Below are 16,252 nucleotides of genomic sequence, written 5' to 3' on the forward strand. Positions count from 1 at the left end.
CCTCCGCCCCCTCCGCGTCGTGAGCCGCCCCCGCCCGTGCGCGAGGAGCAGGCGCCCCGGAACGGCACCCAGCAGCGCAACTCGCGCGTGGACACGCAGACGCAGGGCAACGTGGAGCAGCCGCGCGGCAACGTGGTCAGCGGCCAGTCCAGCTTCGAGGCGGGTGGCGCGCGGACCGAGGTGACCGGCAAGGGTCCTGGTGGCATCGACACCCGCGCGTACGCGCAGGGGCCGACCTTTACGGCGGATGCCAAGGTGGACGCGGACGTGGGCCTGTCCGGCATCGATGTGAATCTCGCGGTGGACATCGACGCCACGCTGGTGGAAGCGGGCGCCGGGGCCTCCAAGACGGTGGACTTCGAGATCGCCGGTGAGAAGTACTCGGTGGAACTGGACCTGGAGGCCATGGGCAAGATTGGCGCCGAGGGCCACATCAACCTGGACCTGCACGTGGGCACGGACGGCAACCTGTCCATCAACGCCTCCGCGTCGGGCTTCGCGGGTGCCCAGGCGAGCCTCACCGGCTCCATCGAGCTGAAGCACGAGGGCGACACCCTGGCCTCCGGCAGCATCACCGCCAGCGCCAGCGCGGGTGTCAGCGGCGACGCGCACGCCAACGTCGGGCTGAACAACGGCAACCTGGAGTTCGACGTGGGCGTCGAGGCCACCGCGGGCCTGGGCCTGGGTGTGGACATCGAGGGCTCGGTCAACGCGGGCAACGTGCTGAAGGCCGTGGGTGAGACGGCGGCCGCCGCGGGTGGCGAGGTCCTGGAGAACGTGGCCGAGGGTGCCATCAACGCGGGTGGCGCGGTGGTCGACGCGGCCGGCGACGTCTTCTCCGGCGCGGTGGACAAGGGCAAGGACATCATCGAGGGCGTTGGCGACTTCCTCGGCCTGTAATGCGAATCCGGAGCATTCCGGCGATGCCTGGCCCCCCGGGGCTGGGCTAGAGTCGGCGAACCCATGGCCGTCTCCAAGCTGGCTACCTCCGCGGCGCGACTGATGAAGCAGGGCCTCCTCAAAGAGGCGGCCCGTGAGTTCCAGCTCGCACTCGACCAGGACCCCCAGGACGCGAGCGCGCTGCTCGGCCTCGCGCGTCTGCGCCTCGCGCAGCACGACGAGGACGCGGCGCGCGGCCTCCTGGACCAACTGGTCTCACTCCACCCCACGCATCCCGAAGCGCTGAGCCACCTGGCGCGGATGAACGCCGAGAAGGGGGATGCGAGCGCGCTGGAACTGCTCGCGGCCCTCGCCGCGCAGCCCACGGCGGGCTTCTTCGAGGTGCTCAACCACGGCCGGGGGCTGCTCGCGCACCAGAAGTACGCGCAGGCCGTCAGCCCGCTGGAGCATGCGCTGGCGATGCAGCCGGGCAATGCCCAGACGCTCACGTACCTGGGCAAGGCACACCAGGGGACGGGCAACCTGGACGCGGCGCTCAAGGCGTACCAGGAGGCGGCCGAGGCGACTCGCACCGAGCACCTCCCCTTCCTGCTGGCCTCGCGTGTCCAGGTGCTCCAGGGCCAGATTGGTCCGGCGCTGGTGACGCTGCGGCAGGCCATCCTGCGCAAGCCCACGGAGCCGTCGCTGTTCCGCGAGTTCGCGTCGCTGTGCCTCTTCGCGGGGGCGCCCGACGCGGCGATGCGCGCGGCCATCGAGCTGCGGCTGAAGCTGCCGGAGAGCGCGGACGCCATCTACCTGCATGGCCTGTCCGCCTTCGTGGCGGGCAAGAACGAGGATGCCGACCGCATCCTGCGCGAGGCGCTCGAGAAGGCCCCGGGCAATGCCCAGGTGCGCGTGGCGCTCGCCAAGGTCCGGCGCAGGCTGGGCGACGACGCGGAGGCGAAGAAGCTGCTGGAGGAGACGCTGACGTTCGCTCCTGGCGACGTGGGCGCGGCCAACGACCTCTCCGTGCTGCACCTGTCCAAGCCCGGAGGCGCCAACGCCGCCCGGAAGGTGCTCTCCGAGGCGCTGAAGGCGAACCCGGACGACCCGGGCCTGCACCTCAACCTGGCGCTCGCGCTGGCGGACAGCGACGCGGCGACGGCGCTCACCCACGCCCGGCGCGCCCAGGCCAGCGAGGACAAGAACATCCGCGAGCAGGCGGATCGGCTCGTCACCGCGCTCGCGCCGCACTGAAGCAGCACGCCCTGGGCGCCGCGAGTACTCGCGGCGCCTGGGCTCACACCTCCGCGAGCGGTGGACCGGCGCAGCACCGCGCTCGGTCCTCGCGGCAACACCCTTCCATGGAGGTGGACCAGCGCGGCACCGCGCTCGGTCCTCGCGGGTGAGCAACAACGCCGCAACATCCTTGCAGGAAGGTGGACCAGCGCGGCGCCGCGCTCGGTCCTCGCGGGTGAGCAACAACACCGCAACATCCTTGCAGGAAGGTGGACCAGCGCGGCACCGCGCTCGGTCCTCGCGGGTGAGCAACAACACCGCAACATCCTTGCAGGAAGGTGGACCAGCGCGGCACCGCGCTCGGTCCTCGCGGGTGAGCAACAACGCCGCAACATCCTTGCAGGAAGGTGGACCAGCGCGGCACCGCGCTCGGTCCTCACGCGAGCGGCAACAGGCGGCCGTTAGCGCGTCGCCACCTAGCCCCGAAGCAGCCCCAGCGCGCCGAGCACCTCGGGGTACACCTTGCTGGCGAAGTACCGTCCGCCCGCGATGGTGAAGTGCACGCCGTCGCTCATCCGTAGCTTCATCGGCTTGCGGAAGCCCTCGACGCGCGCCTGGAGCAGCGCCTTGCCGTGCGCATCGGTGAAGTACCCGCGCGTGTCGACATAGCGCGCATCCGCGCGGGAGCTGATGACCTCGCGCTGGAGTCCCCGGATGAGGCTCAGCTTCTGCTCGAAGCGCTTCAGCCCCGTCGCGGGCAGCTCCAGCCAGACAATCTTCCGCCCCGGCGCGGCGATGACGCTCGCGAACGAGTCGATGCGCCGACGGTACGCGTCCTCCCACCCGGGCTTGCCCCAGTGGACCGGCTTGCCACCGCTGCGCTCCAGCAGCGACTGCCCATCATTGCCACCGAGGATGACCACCACCACGTCGGGCTGGTGGCGCTTCACTTCCTCCTCGCCCACCTCCATCCAGTCGAAGAAGTCCGGACGCGCCAGCCCCGTGGACGACCGGGCGCGGCGCGACGCGCGAATCTCCGGATGCGCCTCCAGCCGGGCCAGCAGGTAGTCCCCGAAGCCGGTGGCGATGAGGCTGTCGCCCAACAGCAACACGGAGCGCGGCCGCTCGGCGACGGGAGGCACCGGAGCCGCCGCGTCGGGAGCCGACGGCAACACGGGGGCCGCGCGCACGGCGTCGGACACGGAGCCGGCATCCTGCGCGGATGGAGCGGCCCACGCGAACCCGGTGGAGAAGACGACGAAGACGACGAAACCACGCGTGAAACGGTTCTGCATTCGGGGACGCACGGTAGCGGCAGGCCGCCGTCCCGTACATCCCCCTTTCACTCCGTCCACCCCTGGACAAGAGCCCCTCCCCGCGTCAGGCCGCCGACACACTCCGCGCGAACGACAGTCCGGCCAGCCATGGCCCGAGCAGCTCCGCGCACGCCTCCGGGTGGGTGAAGTACGGCACGTGTCCCGCCCCGCGCAGCAGATGCCGGGGCGTCCCGGGAGGCAGCGACTCCCCCAGCTTCGTCAGCGTGGAGGGAGGCACCAGCATGTCCCGGTCGCCCTGGATGCAGACACAGGAGACGTCCAGCCGACGCAGCTCGGGCGGAGGCGCTTCGCCGTGAATGGCGAGCGCGCGGTGCCACGTGCTGCGGCGCTCCAGCGCGGTGGTGGGCACCACCTCCGGGACTCGGGCGAAGGGAACGGGCCGCCACGCCGCCAGCCCCGCGGCGACCACACCGGGCCGACCCCACAGGGCGATGGGCCCCATCATCCCAATGAGCAGGCCGCGAGGGCCCAGGTGCGCCGTGCGCGTGAAAGACCCCAGGAACGCCACGCCCCGCACCACGCCGGCCGCCGCGAGGTGCGCGGCCACCATGCCTCCGAACGAGCTGGCCACCACCGCGTCCATCGGCCCCGCGGCCCGCAGGACCTGCCGCGCCAGGGCTCCCGCACCCAGGGCCGCATGCTCACCCTCCGGGTACTCGACGAGCACGGGACGGGCAACCGAGGACAACACTCCGGCGAGCGCACGGAAGCCCGAGCCACGGGCTCCCAATCCAGGCAGCAGGAGCACCCTCGGCCCCTCGCCCCGCCCTACCTCCGTGAGCTGTACCTCCGCGCGCATGTCACTCCCTCGCCGTGGCCGCGGGGAACACCGCGGAGACGCCGGTTCTGCCCGGCTCGGGCTCCACGGCCGGCTCCTGACGCACGGCACGCTCCAGGCCGAGGAAGGCCCGGGTGCGTTCATGTCGGGGCCGCTCCAACACCTGCGCCGGAGGACCTTCCTCCAGGATGCGCCCGCCATGCAGCACCAGCATCCGCGAGGCCAGCTCCCGGGCGAAGCGCATCTCGTGTGTCACCGCCACCAGGGTGAGTCCGTCCTCGCGGAGTCGTGACAGCAACTCCACCAGCTCGCCCACCCGCTCGGGGTCCAACGCGCTGGTGGGCTCGTCCAGCAACAGGGCCTCCGGCTCCATCGCCAGCGCCCGGGCGATGGCCACCCGCTGCTGCTCGCCACCGGACAGCTCCGACGGATAGGCCCCTTCGCGGTGCGACAGGCCCACCTTCTCCAGCAGCGCGCGCCCCAGCTCGGTGGCCGCCTTCGCGTCCAGGCCCCTCACGTACCGGGGCGCCTCGATGACGTTACCCAGCGCGGTGCGGTGCGCGAACAGGTGCCACTGCTGGAAGACGAAGCCCACGCGGCGCCGGATGTTGGACACCTGGGCACCCCGTGCACGTTGAACTCCAGGTGCCAGCACGTCGTCACCCACCCGGATGGAGCCCGCGTCGAACGGCTCCAGTCCATTCAGGCATCGCAAGAGCGTGCTCTTGCCACTGCCCGAGGGGCCCACCAACGCCACCACCTCACCGGGGGCGAAGCAGGCGCTGATTCCGTCCAGTACCGTGCGCCCGTCATAGCGCTTGCACAGGTCCTTCACTTCAATCATCCGCGTTCCAACCTCGCTTCCAACCGCCTCGCCAGCAGCGACAGAGGGTAGCTCATCGCCAGGTAGAGCGCCGCGCACAGCGCACCGGGCAACAACCAGCTGCGAACATCCACCGCGGTAATCGTCATCCGCTTGGTGAGTTCGACAACGGAGATGACGGACACCAGGGAGCTGTCCTTGAGCAGCGCGATGAAGTCGTTGGTGGCGCTCGGCAGCGCGACGCGGAACGCCTGGGGGAAGATGACCCGGCGCAGCGCCAGCGGCGTGGACATGCCCAGCGCGAGCGCCGCCTCCAACTGCCCGCGAGGCACCGCCAGCACCCCCGCCCGGTACACCTCCGCCTCGTAGGCCGCGTAGTTCAGCCCCAGCCCCAGCACCGCGGCGCTGAGCGCATCCAGCCGCAACACGCCCGCGAGGCCGTAGTAGAGGACATAGAGTTGCAACAACACGGGGGTGCCGCGAAACAGCTCCACGTACAGCGACGCCAGCCGCCCCAGCCAGCGTGGGCCATACAGCCGCGCCAGCGCCAGCCCCATGCCCAGCGGCACCGCGAGCGCCATCGCCCCCACGGAGACCACCAGCGTCACCAGCGAAGCCTGGAGGAACATCACCCACTGCGCCCAGCCCAGCCTGGGCGCCTGCGTCTGCGCGAGCACCTCGCGCGTCTGCGCATCCGACCACTCCACCATCCGCTGCTGCGCGGCGCTGTCGATGTTCCACCGCGCGAAGATTCGCCGGAGTTCACCCGAGCGGGCGATGTGCCCCAGCGCCACGTCCAGCGCCGCGCGCAGGTCCTCGTCCCCGGGCCGCACGGCGATGGCGTAGTAGCCCTCGCCCACGTCTCCCACCACGCGCAGCCCCGCCCGGGGCTGTCCGTAGCGCTGGGCGATGAGGTCATCCATCAGCACCGCATCCACCCGCCCCTGCTCCAGGTCGATGTACGGCTCCTCCACGCCTTCGTACGGCACCGCCTGGATGCCCTCGCGCTGGAGCAGATCCCACGCCTGGGAGTTGGCCAACGTCCCCACGCGCCGACCTCGCAGGGACGCGAGGCCCGTGACGGTGTCGTCATCGCGCCGGGCCAGCAGCCTCAGTTGGAAGATGAAGTACGGACGCGTGAAGAGGATGCGTCCACTGCGCGCGGGCGTGATTTCAATCCCGTTCAGCGCCACGTCGAACGAGCCTCGCTCCAGTGAGGGAATCAGGCTGGACCAGTCGTTCTGGATGAAGCGGGCGCGCACGCCCAGCTCCCTCGCGAGCGCGTCCGCCAGCTCCACCTCGAAGCCACGCATGCGCCCGGGCACCTCCGGGTCCTCCATCGCGTACGGCTCCCCACCCTGCGCGTCCGCGCCCCACCGCAGCTCGCCTGCCCGTCGCACCCGCTCCAGTCCCACCTCCTGCCTCTGGACGCAGGACGTCATCAGCACCGAGAGCACGAACAAGGCACCGGCACCGCGCCGCACTGCACTCACATTCATTCCGGGGACTCCCACTCTGTAGCAGGTGCAGGTGTGACCCAGTATTCAGGTCCTGACACTTTCTCCGGGACCCCGTACTAGAGTGCCGCGCCAGAGGAGCAAGGCGTCATGGAAGCATACAAGGTGCTGGTGGTGGACGACGAGCCGCAGGTGGCACACGCCTTGAGGCGGCTGCTGCGGCGCGAGGGTTTCGACGTCCAGCTCGCGTTCAACGGAGAGGAGGCCCTGGAGCGGCTCAAGGGCTTCAGTCCGGACATCGTCCTGACGGACTTCCGGATGCCGGGGATGACGGGCAGCGAGCTGCTGCAACGAATCAAGCGCAGCCATCCGCTCGCGCTGCGGCTCATCATCTCGGGCTACGCCGACTTCAAGTCGGTGGTGGCCTCGGTGAACGAAGGCGAAATCTGTCGTTTCATCAGCAAGCCATGGGACGACGCGGAGCTGGTGACGTACCTGTCAGGCCTTCTGCGCCACCGCGAGACGCTCGCCCAGCTCTACGCTCCGTTCCGCTCAGCGCACCAGGGTGTCAGCGCCGAGGTGAGCCCGACGGACGCGGCGCTCGTGCTGAAGGTGCAGGTGGCGGACCCTTCGTTCCCGGCGGAGCAGGCCGTGTCCATCATCGAGCGCTTCGCGGGCCTGCTGGCGGATGACAGCCTGAAGGTCGTCGGGGGCCTGCTGGAGCGCTTCGGCGGACGGCTGTCCTTCGTCGCGGAGGTGGGCGGCCCCCAGCGCCTGCGGCTGGAATTGCCGATGCGGGCGGAGCCGACGCCCGTCGTCCGACGGGGGCTCGGAGAGGCATGACCCCGACTCCGTCCGCGGAGCCCATCGACAACGAAATCGACGCGGACTGGGTGAACAGCCGGCTCAAGCGGTTCACCCTCCTGGCGTGCCTCCTCATCCATGGCCTGCTCGTCTCCAGCCTCTGGGGACAGTGGGGCACCATCCTCATGGTGACGGCGGGCTTCGCGGCGGTGACGACGGCCAATCAGGTCCTCGCACGCAACTTCTTCTCGCGCCACACCCGCGTCGTGGAGGCCGGGCGCTTCACGATGAACATGCTGGCCACCGTCTTCTACGGCATGGCGAGCGACTGGGCCCTGCCCGTGTGGCTGTACCTGCCGCTCAACGCGCTGTGGGTGGACTACTTCGCGGACTCGGGCGCGCGACTCCGGCTGGGGTTGCTGCTGGTGCTGGTGGCGGGAGCTGCGCTCTGGGACGGGTGCCCGCCGCTGCTCCCCGCCTGCTTCGTGCTGCTGTCCGTGCTCACGTACCTCATCTCCGAGGGCCGGGTCTTCCTCACGCACCATGCCCTGCGGGGACTGGCGCACCAACACGAGAAGCTGGCCCAGGCGCACGCGCAACTGGAGGTGGCCCACCGCCGGGCGCGCGAGCAGGAGCGGCTGTCCAGCCTGGGCATGCTGGCGGCGGGCGTGGCGCACGAAATCAACAACCCCATGAGCTACGTGAAGAGCAACGTGAACGCGCTGCTCATGGACCTGCGCGCGCTGCAGCCACTGCCCCCGGAGCTGCGGGAGTACGTGGACGACGTGCTGCCCGCCACCGCGGATGGCATCCGCCGCGTCGTCGCCATCGTCGCGGACCTGCGGCGCTTCGCGCGCGGAGACCCGGGGGCGCTGGAGGAGTACGACCTCAACGAGGAGATCGCCGTCGCGCTGCGCATCACCCGCACCCAGGTGCAGTCGCGCTGCGAGGTGGAGGTGACGCTGGCGGACCTGCCTCGCTTGCTGGGGCGCCCCGGACAGCTCGCGCAGGTGGTGGTGAACCTGCTCATGAACGCGGCGCAGGCCATGCCCGACGGTGGCCGCATCCAACTGTCCACGCGCATGGAGGCCGACGAGGCGGTGCTGTGCGTGCGGGACACGGGCATCGGCATGACGCCCGAGGTGCAGGCCAGGCTCTTCCAGCCCTTCTTCACCACCAAGCCCGCGGGCGAGGGCACGGGCATGGGGCTCGCCGTGGTGCACGGCATCATCACCTCGCACCAGGGCCACATCCACGTGGAGAGCGCTCCCCGGAATGGCACCTGCTTCACCGTCCGCCTGCCTCGAGTTCCTCCTCTGGGTCTGCGTCTGGCCGACCTCTCCGATGGGCCCCTGACGCCCCCCTCGACGAAGCCCCGTCCAGACGCGGCCTGAAGCGCCCCGCCAGAGAATCGAGTCCGCCGCATGTCTCCGTCCTCGCCGCCCACGTTCGTCAGCCGCTTCGAGCCCCACCACGTGGAGGACCCGTACCCGCTCTATGCCCGGCTGCGCCAGGAGGCGCCCGTCCACTTCAGCGAGGAGATGCACCTGTGGGTGGTCTCCCGGCATGAGGACGTGAAGGCAGTGGTGCTCAACCCGGAGGACTTCCTCTCCGCCAACGCCTTCAAGAACCCCGTGCCGCCCGCGCCCGAGGTGCTCGCAGCGCTCGCGGAGGGCTATCCCCAGGTTCCGGCGCTGGTGGACGACGACCCGCCCAACCACACGCGCATGCGCGTCATCGTCACCAAGGCCCTGGCCCCGCACCGCCTCAGCGCGATGGAGCCCCGGATTCACGCCATCGCCACGGAACTCCTGGACGGCTTTGCTCGCGACGGCCGCGCGGACCTGGTGGAGAAGCTCGGCTATCCGCTCCCCGCGCGTGTCATCGGCGCCATCCTCGGACTGCCGGACTCGGATTTGGAGCGGCTGAAGCGGTGGACGGAGGACCTGTCGCTCCTGTCCGCGGGCAACGCGCCCGTGGCCCGTCAGGTGGAGTGCGCGCGCGGGCTCGTCTCCATCCAGAAGTACCTGGCGGGCCACATCGCCGAGCGGCGGCTCGCACCGAGGGACGACCTCATCAGCGCCCTCATCGAGGCGCGCCACGAGGACACCCCGCCCCTCAGCGACGTGGAGCTCATCAGCCTGCTGGCCATGCTGCACTTCGCCGGCCACGAGACGACGGCGAACCTGCTGGGCAACCTGCTCGCGTGGGTGCTGAAGGAGCCGGAGCGGCTGCGCGAGCTGAGTGAGGAACCCTCCCGCATCCCCCGCGCGATTGAAGAGACGCTGCGGCTGGACGCCCCTGTGCAGGCGATGATGCGCACCACGCGGCGCGCGGTGAAGGTGGGCGACGTGGAGGTGCCCCAGGGCGCGCGAGTGCTCGTCCTCTATGCCTCCGCCAACCGCGATGGCGCCGCGTTCCACGCGCCCGAGCGGGGCGACCCCTTGCGCTCGGACCTGGGCAAGCACCTGGGCTTCGGCCTGGGCATCCACTACTGCATCGGCGCGCCCCTGGCCCGGATGGAGGTGCGCGTGGCCATGGAGCAATTGCTGAAGCGGTTGCCCGGCCTGCGACTGGCACCGGGCAACGCCATCACCTACGTGCCCAACTTCCTGCACCGGGGCCCCCGACAATTGCGCGTCGAGTGGGACCCGGCCTGACGAGGCGGCGCGAAGTGACGCGCCGGGCTCAGCGCTTCAACGCGGCGTCGATGTGGCCGGCGAAGACGTCCAGCGGCTGGGCGCCCATCACTCCGGTGCCATTGATGAAGAAGGTGGGCGTGCCGGCGATGCCCCGGCGCTGCGCCTCCACGAAGTCCGCCTCCACGTAGTTGTTCCACGCCTTCGTGTCGAGCGCCTTGCGGAAGCGCTCCAGGTCCAGCCCCAGCGTCTTCGCGTACTTCTCCAGCGAGGCCCGGTCCAACGAGCGCTGGTTCTCGAAGAGCACGTCGTGCATCTCCCAGAACTTCCCCTGCTCGTGCGCCGCCATGGACGCGGCGGCGGCCACCTTCGCATCCGCATGGGTTGGCAGGGGCATGTGCCGGAAGACGATGCGAATCTTGTCGCCGTACCGCTCGCGCAGGCCCTCGATGACGGACGCGCCCCGCGCACAGAAGGGGCACTCGAAGTCGGACCACACCTCCACCGTCACCGACGCGCTCCGCGGCCCCAGCGACGGAGCGTCGGCGCGCGGCGTGGCGGCGATGAGGGTGTTGTCGACAGCGCCCGGCTTCGACTTGGGGCACTTGCCGTCACACGACGGGGAAGGCTCGTGGGCGAAGGCGGGAGCGAACGAAGACAACAGGACGGCGGCCGCCATGATGGCGGAGACCCGGGACTTCATGGGAGGACCTCGCTTGAGTGTGGATGGGGACGCCGGGCCTCCTGCTCGGGGACCGGGCGTCGCGGGGCTCGTCGCCCTCGCGAACGAGAGTGACAGCAGCGCCGCGCGAGTTTCAGCGGCGTGTTATTTCCCGCGCACCATGTCCACTGAGCGCCTCTATTTCGACGACCCGTTCCTCCACCACTTCACCGCGCGCGTCGTCGCCCACGGCACGTGGAATGGCGCGACCTCCGTGGTGCTGGACCGCACGGCCTTCTATCCGGAGGCGGGTGGACAGATGGCCGACCACGGCGTGCTCGGAGGTCTGGCCGTGCGCGACGTGCAGGTGGATGACGACGGCACGGTGCACCACCTGCTGGACGTCTCGGGGACAGGCCCGCTGCCCGCGCCCGGCGTGGAGCTGGCGGGTGTGGTGGAGGCGGAGCGACGGCGCGCGCACATGTCGCTGCACACCGGCCAGCACATGCTGTCGCGCGCGCTGCTGGATATCGCGGGCGCGGCCACCGTGTCATCTCGACTGGGCGCCACGTGCACCATCGACACGGACCAGGACACCCTGGACGAGCAGCGTGTCGCCGAGGCAGAGGCGCACGTCAACGCCATCATCGACGCCGACCTCCCCATCCGCGCCTTCTTCCCCACGCCCGAGGAGCTCGCCGCGCTGCCCCTGCGCCGCGCCCCCAAGGTGACGGACAACATCCGCGTCATCCAGGTGGGCGACTTCGACGTGTCCCCCTGCGGAGGCACCCACTGCACTCGCACCGGACAGGTGGGAATGGTGCGGGTGCTGGGCGTGGAGCGCTACAAGGGCAAGGGCCGCGTCCTCTTCTCCGCGGGCCCGCGCGCGCGGCGCGAGCTGTGGGACGAGGCGGGCACGCTGCGCGCCATGGGGCGGGCCTTCACCTGCGGCCCCTCGGAAGTGCCCACCGTGGTGGAGAAGCTGCGCCGCGAGCTGACCGAGGCCCGCGAGGCCCTGGGCGCCGCCCGCGCGCGCCTGGCCGAGCACACCGCCGTGGAGCTCGCCGCCCGGTTGGACGCCTCCGCCGACAAGCACGTCGTCGCGGTACTGGACGGCGCCGGCCCCGAGCAGCTTCGCGCCGTGGCCACCCGCCTCACCTCCCGACCCGACGCGGTGGTGTTCCTCGCGGGCCGCGCGCCCGACGGCCTCTGCGTGCTCATCTCCCGGGGGGCCACCTCCTCCTTCGGCTGCGGCGCCTTCCTGAAACGGGCCGCCGAGGCCGCCGGGGGACGGGGCGGCGGACGTCCCGAACACGCCGAAGGCCGCCTCCCTCCCGGGACGGACTGGCCCGCAATCGTCACCTCCCTGCGAGGTTGACCCAGGGGGGGCATACCCGCACCCACCCGCAACGCGCCGCGTCATGAGTTCCCGACCGAAGGGATTTTCCCCGCCACGTTCAAACGAGCGGAGGGGGCGCTCCACCGGTGGAACGACATGAGAAGATGGGTGTAGGGGTTCGCGCCACGATGGACGACGGGCAGCACCGCCAGTTCGATGCTTTTGCACGCTCGCGACGGCCGGGACTGCTGCGTCTTGCGCGACGACTGTGCTCCGGGGGTGGAATCGACCCGGAGGACCTGGTGCAGGAAACACTCGAGCGCGCCTACCGGAACTTCGACCGGTTGGTGGCGGAGAACCCGGGCGCGGTGAGCGTGTGGCTGAGCACCACGCTGAGCAACCGCTTCCTGGACCACTGCCGGCGCAGACGCACGGAGGTGTTGGGGGCACCGTCGTTGCGCGTGGTGCAGGACCAGGAGGTGACCGGGGAGCCGGTGCCGCTGGAGCAATGGGAGCAGGTCACTCGGGATGACTTCCAGCGCGCCATCGAGCAGCTCCGGCCACCGCAATTGAGGGAGGCGTACCGGCTGCACGTGGCCGGACTTCGATATCGGGCCATCGCGCGGCAGTTGGATGCGCCCGAAGGAACAGTGGGGCGGTGGCTCAGCGAGGCGCGGCAGGCTCTGCGAGGGCTGCTGGCCCCCGGCGCCGCCTCGAGTGAGGGCAGGGCCAGACCATGAATGAGCTGTGCGACACACTGGAGACCTTCATCGACGGCGAGCTGGCGCCGGTGGACGCGGAGAACTTCCGCCACCACCTGACCCGCTGCCACGCGTGTGAGGCGCGGATGAAGGAGCTGCTCGCCCTGGAGCTCATCGCGGACGACGCACTGCACGCCTCCGGTGACACGCTCCCCTTCGTGCGTCCCCCGTCCCTGCTGAAGCGGCGAAGGACCTGGATGATGGTGGTGCCGCTGGCGCTGGCCGCGGGCCTGGCGGCGTGGGTGCTCGTGACGCGGCCGGCTTCGTCGACGGACTCTTCCGAACTGTGGCTGGGGCAGACGCCCGGGCGCACGTTGGAGGCCCGGTTGACCCATCCGGGCGCGGACCGGCACCGCCCCTACGAGGTGATGCGCAGTGGCGGCGACAAGCCCCGCGCGCTGTCACTGCGGGAGCTGGCGAAGCTGGAGGAGGCCGGAGACGAGCGAGGCATCGCCTCCGCGTACCTGCTGCGCGGAGACCCGGCCCAGGCTGGCGCCTTCCTGGACAAGCTCGACGCATCGCCGGACCTGGACTCGGACCGCGCCGCGCTGGCGCTTCAGCGAGGCGCCCCCGAGGAAGCCCTGGCGCTGGCGGACCGCGCGCTGAAGCAGCGGCCCGAACATGCGCAGGCCTTGTGGAACCGGGGACTGGCGCTCAAGGCCCTGGGCCTGTCGCTGCAAGCCGCGGAGGCCTTCGACCGGGTGGCGGCGATGAAGGAGCCCGGCTGGAGCGATGAGGCCGCGCAACGCGCCACGGAGCTGCGGCGTCAGGAAGAAGAACAGCGCAAGGGCTGGAAGGGCGCCAAGCAGCGCTGCGATGACATGGTGCTCGGAGGTGGTGTGCTTTCGCCGGCGGAGGTGGAGCGCTACCCGGGCCTGTCCCGCCTGTGCTTCTACGATGCCCTGCGCACCGCCACCCTCGCCGAGCGAGTGGAGTCCCTGCGTCCACTCGCCGTCCAGTTGGACCGCGTCGACGGAGGCACGCATCTGGAAGACGCCCTGCGCCGCGCAGCGCGGGTGGACTTCGAGGCGCGCGCGCCCCTGGCGAAGGAATACGTCCGCCTCACGCGAGGCGAGCTGGCACCGGCGGCGAGGGACACGCTGATTGCGAAGCTGCGCGAGGCGCGGCAGGAGGACATCCTGCTGGGCGCGCTGCTCTTCGTGTCGGACCCGCGTCAGCACGAGGAGGAGTACCGCGCGCTCGCGCTGGCCACGAAGGACCCCTGGTTCGCCCTGCTGGCCGAGGAGCGTCAGGCGAAGGCGGACCTCCAGCGAGGACAAGCGCCGCGGGCCCTGACGCGATTGACCGTGGCCCTGCGCACCTGCGACTCCGAGCAGCGCTTCAGCTATCGCTGCCTGGAGCTCCTGCGGAATCTGTCCCTGGTGGAGCGGCAGCTTCACCGCCCCGTGGAGGCGCGGACGCACGGACTCGCGGCGCTCGCGCGCGCGCGCGGTGGCCGGGAGTGGTCCAAGGAGTTCCGACTCATCCAGGAGCTGGGACAGGTGGCCATCTTCCATGGGGACCTGTCGTTGGCCCGCGCGTACATGGAGGAAGCCATCCTGCGCACACCGGAGCGCTGCGAGGACCATGAGCTGCCCTACGCGAACCTCGCGCTCGCGTACTACCGCACCTTCGACTTCGCGGGCGCCCGGGAGCAGTTGGACCGCGCGGCGAAGTGCGGCCGTCCTCCGTCCCTGGCGCGGGCCTTCGTCATCGCGGACCTGGCGCATACCCACGCCCGAAGCGACATGGACGCGGACCTCCTCACGCGCGGACTGGCGGCGATTCGCACGACGCCCGCGTCGCTGGAGGCCGCGGGGGATGGCCCCATGCTGCGCCACATCGAAGGGCGCTTCTTCGTCGAGCAGGACCGGCGCCGGGGACAGGCCCTGCTGCGTCAAGCCATCACCGAGGCGGCGCCGCTGCTCGCCTCGGATGTGACCGCGCGCAAGGCGCGGGTCTACAGCTACACGTCGCTCATCCTGGACGCGGCCCACCACGGAGAGTTGGAGAAGGCGCTCGCCCTCTTCGCCGAGGAACGCTCGCTGGCGCTGCCCGAGCGCTGCGCGCTGGGTGTCACGGTGGATGACGAGCGCACGGCCCTGGTGGCCCGGGATGCATCCGGACGGCTCCTCGGTCACTACGACGCGGATCGCCGCCAGCGCCTGGAAGGCGTCGAGGGCCTGGTGCCCGCGAAGCTCGTGGACGCGCTGCGGGACTGTCCCAGCGTGGACGTGCTGGCGCGCCCGCCCGTCCTGGGCAAGCCCGGGTTGCTGCCGCCGGACCTCGCCTGGACGTACCGGGTGGCCCCGCCGCCCCCGGCGTCCTCGCCACATGCCCAGCGCCGGCTCGTCGTGGCCGACGTGAATGCGCCCGCGGAGCTGCGCCTGCCATCGCTGCGCGCCTGGAGTCCTCCGGATGCGGAGGACAGCTCGCTGTCGACCCTGAAGGGGGCCTCGGCCACGCCGACCCAGGTGCTCCGGGCGATGCACGAGGCCACCGAGGTGCAGATTCACGCCCACGGCGTCGTCGACCCGCATGTCGCCGACGGCTCCCTGCTCGTGCTCTCTCCCGAGGAGCAGGGCGGGCGCTATGCGCTGACGGCCGCCGACGTCCAGGGGCAGCGGCTCCTGGGGCGGCCCGTGGTGCTGCTCGCGGCCTGCCATGCCGCGCACAGCACGACCTACTTCCACGAAACGTTTGGTTTGCCCGTGGCGTTCGTGGAGGCCGGCGCGCGAGCGGTGCTCGCCGCCACCCAGGAGATTCCCGACACCGAGGCGTCCGCCTTCTTCGAGCCGGTGCTGGAGCGCATTCGCGCGGGAATCCCCGCAGCCCTCGTCCTGCGTGATGCACGCCAGGACTGGCTTCGCAGTCGGGGGAGTGCCTGGGTCCGCCAGGTGCTCCTCTTCGAATAGTCGTCTCCTTTCGACCCCGAGCTCCAAGTCATCATGAAGAAAAGCCTCCTGTTGGTCCCCCTGCTGCTGAGCGTCGCGGCGTGCCGCCACGTCGAAACGGTTCCTTCGACCCAGCAGATTCAGCGCAGCGCGCCCGAAGGGGCGCTCGTCCGCGTCATCCTGCGGGACAGGACGAATCCCGACCGCGCCACCCTCTTCACCGTCGACGTGAGCCGCAACGAAATCGTCAGCCAGACGAACCACGTGCCCGCCTCGTCCCGAAGCGCGCTGGATGCGCCCGCGTCCGAGGAAGGCGCCCCCACGTCGTCGATGCAGCAGGCCCCGCCCCCCGCGCCGAAGAATGTCGGCACCGTCGAGGTGCTCACCGACTGCAAGCCCAAGGACGAGAAGGAGGGGTGTCTGAACCTGGCGGACCTGACCGACGGTGACCCGGGTGGCGTGTCGGGCGGCGGCGGCGACCCCACCGGCCACCAGAGCCTCAAGGCGAAGGTGCTGCGACTGGCGGGCCTGGCCTTCTGGTCCACCCGGCATGTCGGCATTCCCACCGTGACGTCAGTCCCGCGCGTCGACGGGCCCGCCCAGCGGTAGTCCCGAGCACCACGGCACCCGGAGGCTCCGGC

The 16,252-nt window shown here is 70.9% G+C and carries 14 protein-coding genes; 9 read left to right on the forward strand and 5 right to left on the reverse strand.

Annotated elements, in window-relative coordinates; translation table 11 throughout:
• The coding region (locus tag FJV41_RS24975; RefSeq protein ID WP_141645057.1) for a Circumsporozoite protein at positions 1–900 on the forward strand (900 nt) is incomplete at its 5' end.
• A gap of 63 nt (positions 901–963) precedes the next feature.
• Entirely contained in the window at positions 964–2,136 is a 1,173-nt protein-coding gene (locus FJV41_RS24980) for a tetratricopeptide repeat protein (RefSeq protein WP_141645058.1), read from the forward strand.
• A 458-nt stretch (positions 2,137–2,594) separates the two neighbouring features.
• Here FJV41_RS24980 and FJV41_RS24985 read toward each other — a convergent pair whose 3' ends face one another.
• The 4 genes from FJV41_RS24985 to FJV41_RS25000 form a co-directional block, all read right to left on the reverse strand.
• Complete coding sequence (locus FJV41_RS24985; protein ID WP_141645059.1) at positions 2,595–3,413, reverse strand: SGNH/GDSL hydrolase family protein; 819 nt, start codon at positions 3,411–3,413, stop codon at positions 2,595–2,597.
• Positions 3,414–3,498: 85 nt separating this feature from the next.
• Positions 3,499–4,254, reverse strand: a complete 756-nt coding sequence (locus FJV41_RS24990) for an alpha/beta fold hydrolase (protein ID WP_141645060.1) — start codon at positions 4,252–4,254, stop codon at positions 3,499–3,501.
• A gap of 1 nt (position 4,255) precedes the next feature.
• Entirely contained in the window at positions 4,256–5,077 is an 822-nt protein-coding gene (locus tag FJV41_RS24995) for an amino acid ABC transporter ATP-binding protein (RefSeq protein ID WP_141645061.1), read from the reverse strand.
• Entirely contained in the window at positions 5,074–6,555 is a 1,482-nt protein-coding gene (locus tag FJV41_RS25000) for an ABC transporter substrate-binding protein/permease (protein ID WP_246137394.1), read from the reverse strand. Before FJV41_RS25000 ends, FJV41_RS24995 begins: the two co-directional genes overlap by 4 nt.
• A 108-nt stretch (positions 6,556–6,663) precedes the next feature.
• Here FJV41_RS25000 and FJV41_RS25005 point away from each other — a divergent pair, with 108 nt between their 5' ends.
• Genes FJV41_RS25005 through FJV41_RS25015 form a run of 3 tightly spaced genes read left to right on the forward strand, consistent with a single transcriptional unit; the run spans position 6,664 to position 9,977 of the window.
• Positions 6,664–7,356 carry a response regulator gene (locus FJV41_RS25005; protein ID WP_141645062.1) on the forward strand — a complete coding sequence of 231 codons (693 nt, stop codon included), beginning with the start codon at positions 6,664–6,666 and terminating at the stop codon, positions 7,354–7,356.
• Positions 7,353–8,711, forward strand: a complete 1,359-nt coding sequence (locus FJV41_RS25010; RefSeq protein WP_141645063.1) for a sensor histidine kinase — start codon at positions 7,353–7,355, stop codon at positions 8,709–8,711. The genes FJV41_RS25005 and FJV41_RS25010 overlap by 4 nt, the downstream gene beginning before the upstream one ends.
• Before the next feature lie 30 nt (positions 8,712–8,741).
• Entirely contained in the window at positions 8,742–9,977 is a 1,236-nt protein-coding gene (locus FJV41_RS25015) for a cytochrome P450 (RefSeq protein ID WP_141645064.1), read from the forward strand.
• A 28-nt stretch (positions 9,978–10,005) separates the two neighbouring features.
• Here FJV41_RS25015 and FJV41_RS25020 read toward each other — a convergent pair whose 3' ends face one another.
• Positions 10,006–10,659: a DsbA family protein gene (locus FJV41_RS25020; RefSeq protein WP_141645065.1), complete on the reverse strand. Its 654-nt coding sequence runs from the start codon at positions 10,657–10,659 to the stop codon at positions 10,006–10,008.
• Between FJV41_RS25020 and FJV41_RS25025 the strand changes: the two genes are divergently transcribed.
• From FJV41_RS25025 to FJV41_RS25040, 4 genes are all read left to right on the forward strand, one after another.
• On the forward strand, positions 10,634–11,995 hold the full coding sequence (locus FJV41_RS25025; RefSeq protein ID WP_246137395.1) for an alanyl-tRNA editing protein: 1,362 nt from the start codon (positions 10,634–10,636) through the stop codon (positions 11,993–11,995). The genes FJV41_RS25020 and FJV41_RS25025 overlap by 26 nt on opposite strands.
• A gap of 125 nt (positions 11,996–12,120) precedes the next feature.
• On the forward strand, positions 12,121–12,696 hold the full coding sequence (locus tag FJV41_RS25030; RefSeq protein WP_141645082.1) for an RNA polymerase sigma factor: 576 nt from the start codon (positions 12,121–12,123) through the stop codon (positions 12,694–12,696).
• Positions 12,693–15,632 (forward strand): CHAT domain-containing protein, encoded by a 2,940-nt coding sequence (locus FJV41_RS25035; RefSeq protein WP_141645067.1) that lies wholly within the window; start codon positions 12,693–12,695, stop codon positions 15,630–15,632. Before FJV41_RS25030 ends, FJV41_RS25035 begins: the two co-directional genes overlap by 4 nt.
• 33 nt (positions 15,633–15,665) lie before the next feature.
• The gene (locus FJV41_RS25040; RefSeq protein ID WP_141645068.1) at positions 15,666–16,220 is read left to right on the forward strand and encodes a hypothetical protein; all 555 of its coding nucleotides are present in this window, start codon (positions 15,666–15,668) and stop codon (positions 16,218–16,220) included.
• Positions 16,221–16,252: the final 32 nt, after the last annotated feature.

This window comes from Myxococcus llanfairpwllgwyngyllgogerychwyrndrobwllllantysiliogogogochensis, assembly GCF_006636215.1.
GTDB lineage: Bacteria > Myxococcota > Myxococcia > Myxococcales > Myxococcaceae > Myxococcus > Myxococcus llanfairpwllgwyngyllgogerychwyrndrobwllllantysiliogogogochensis.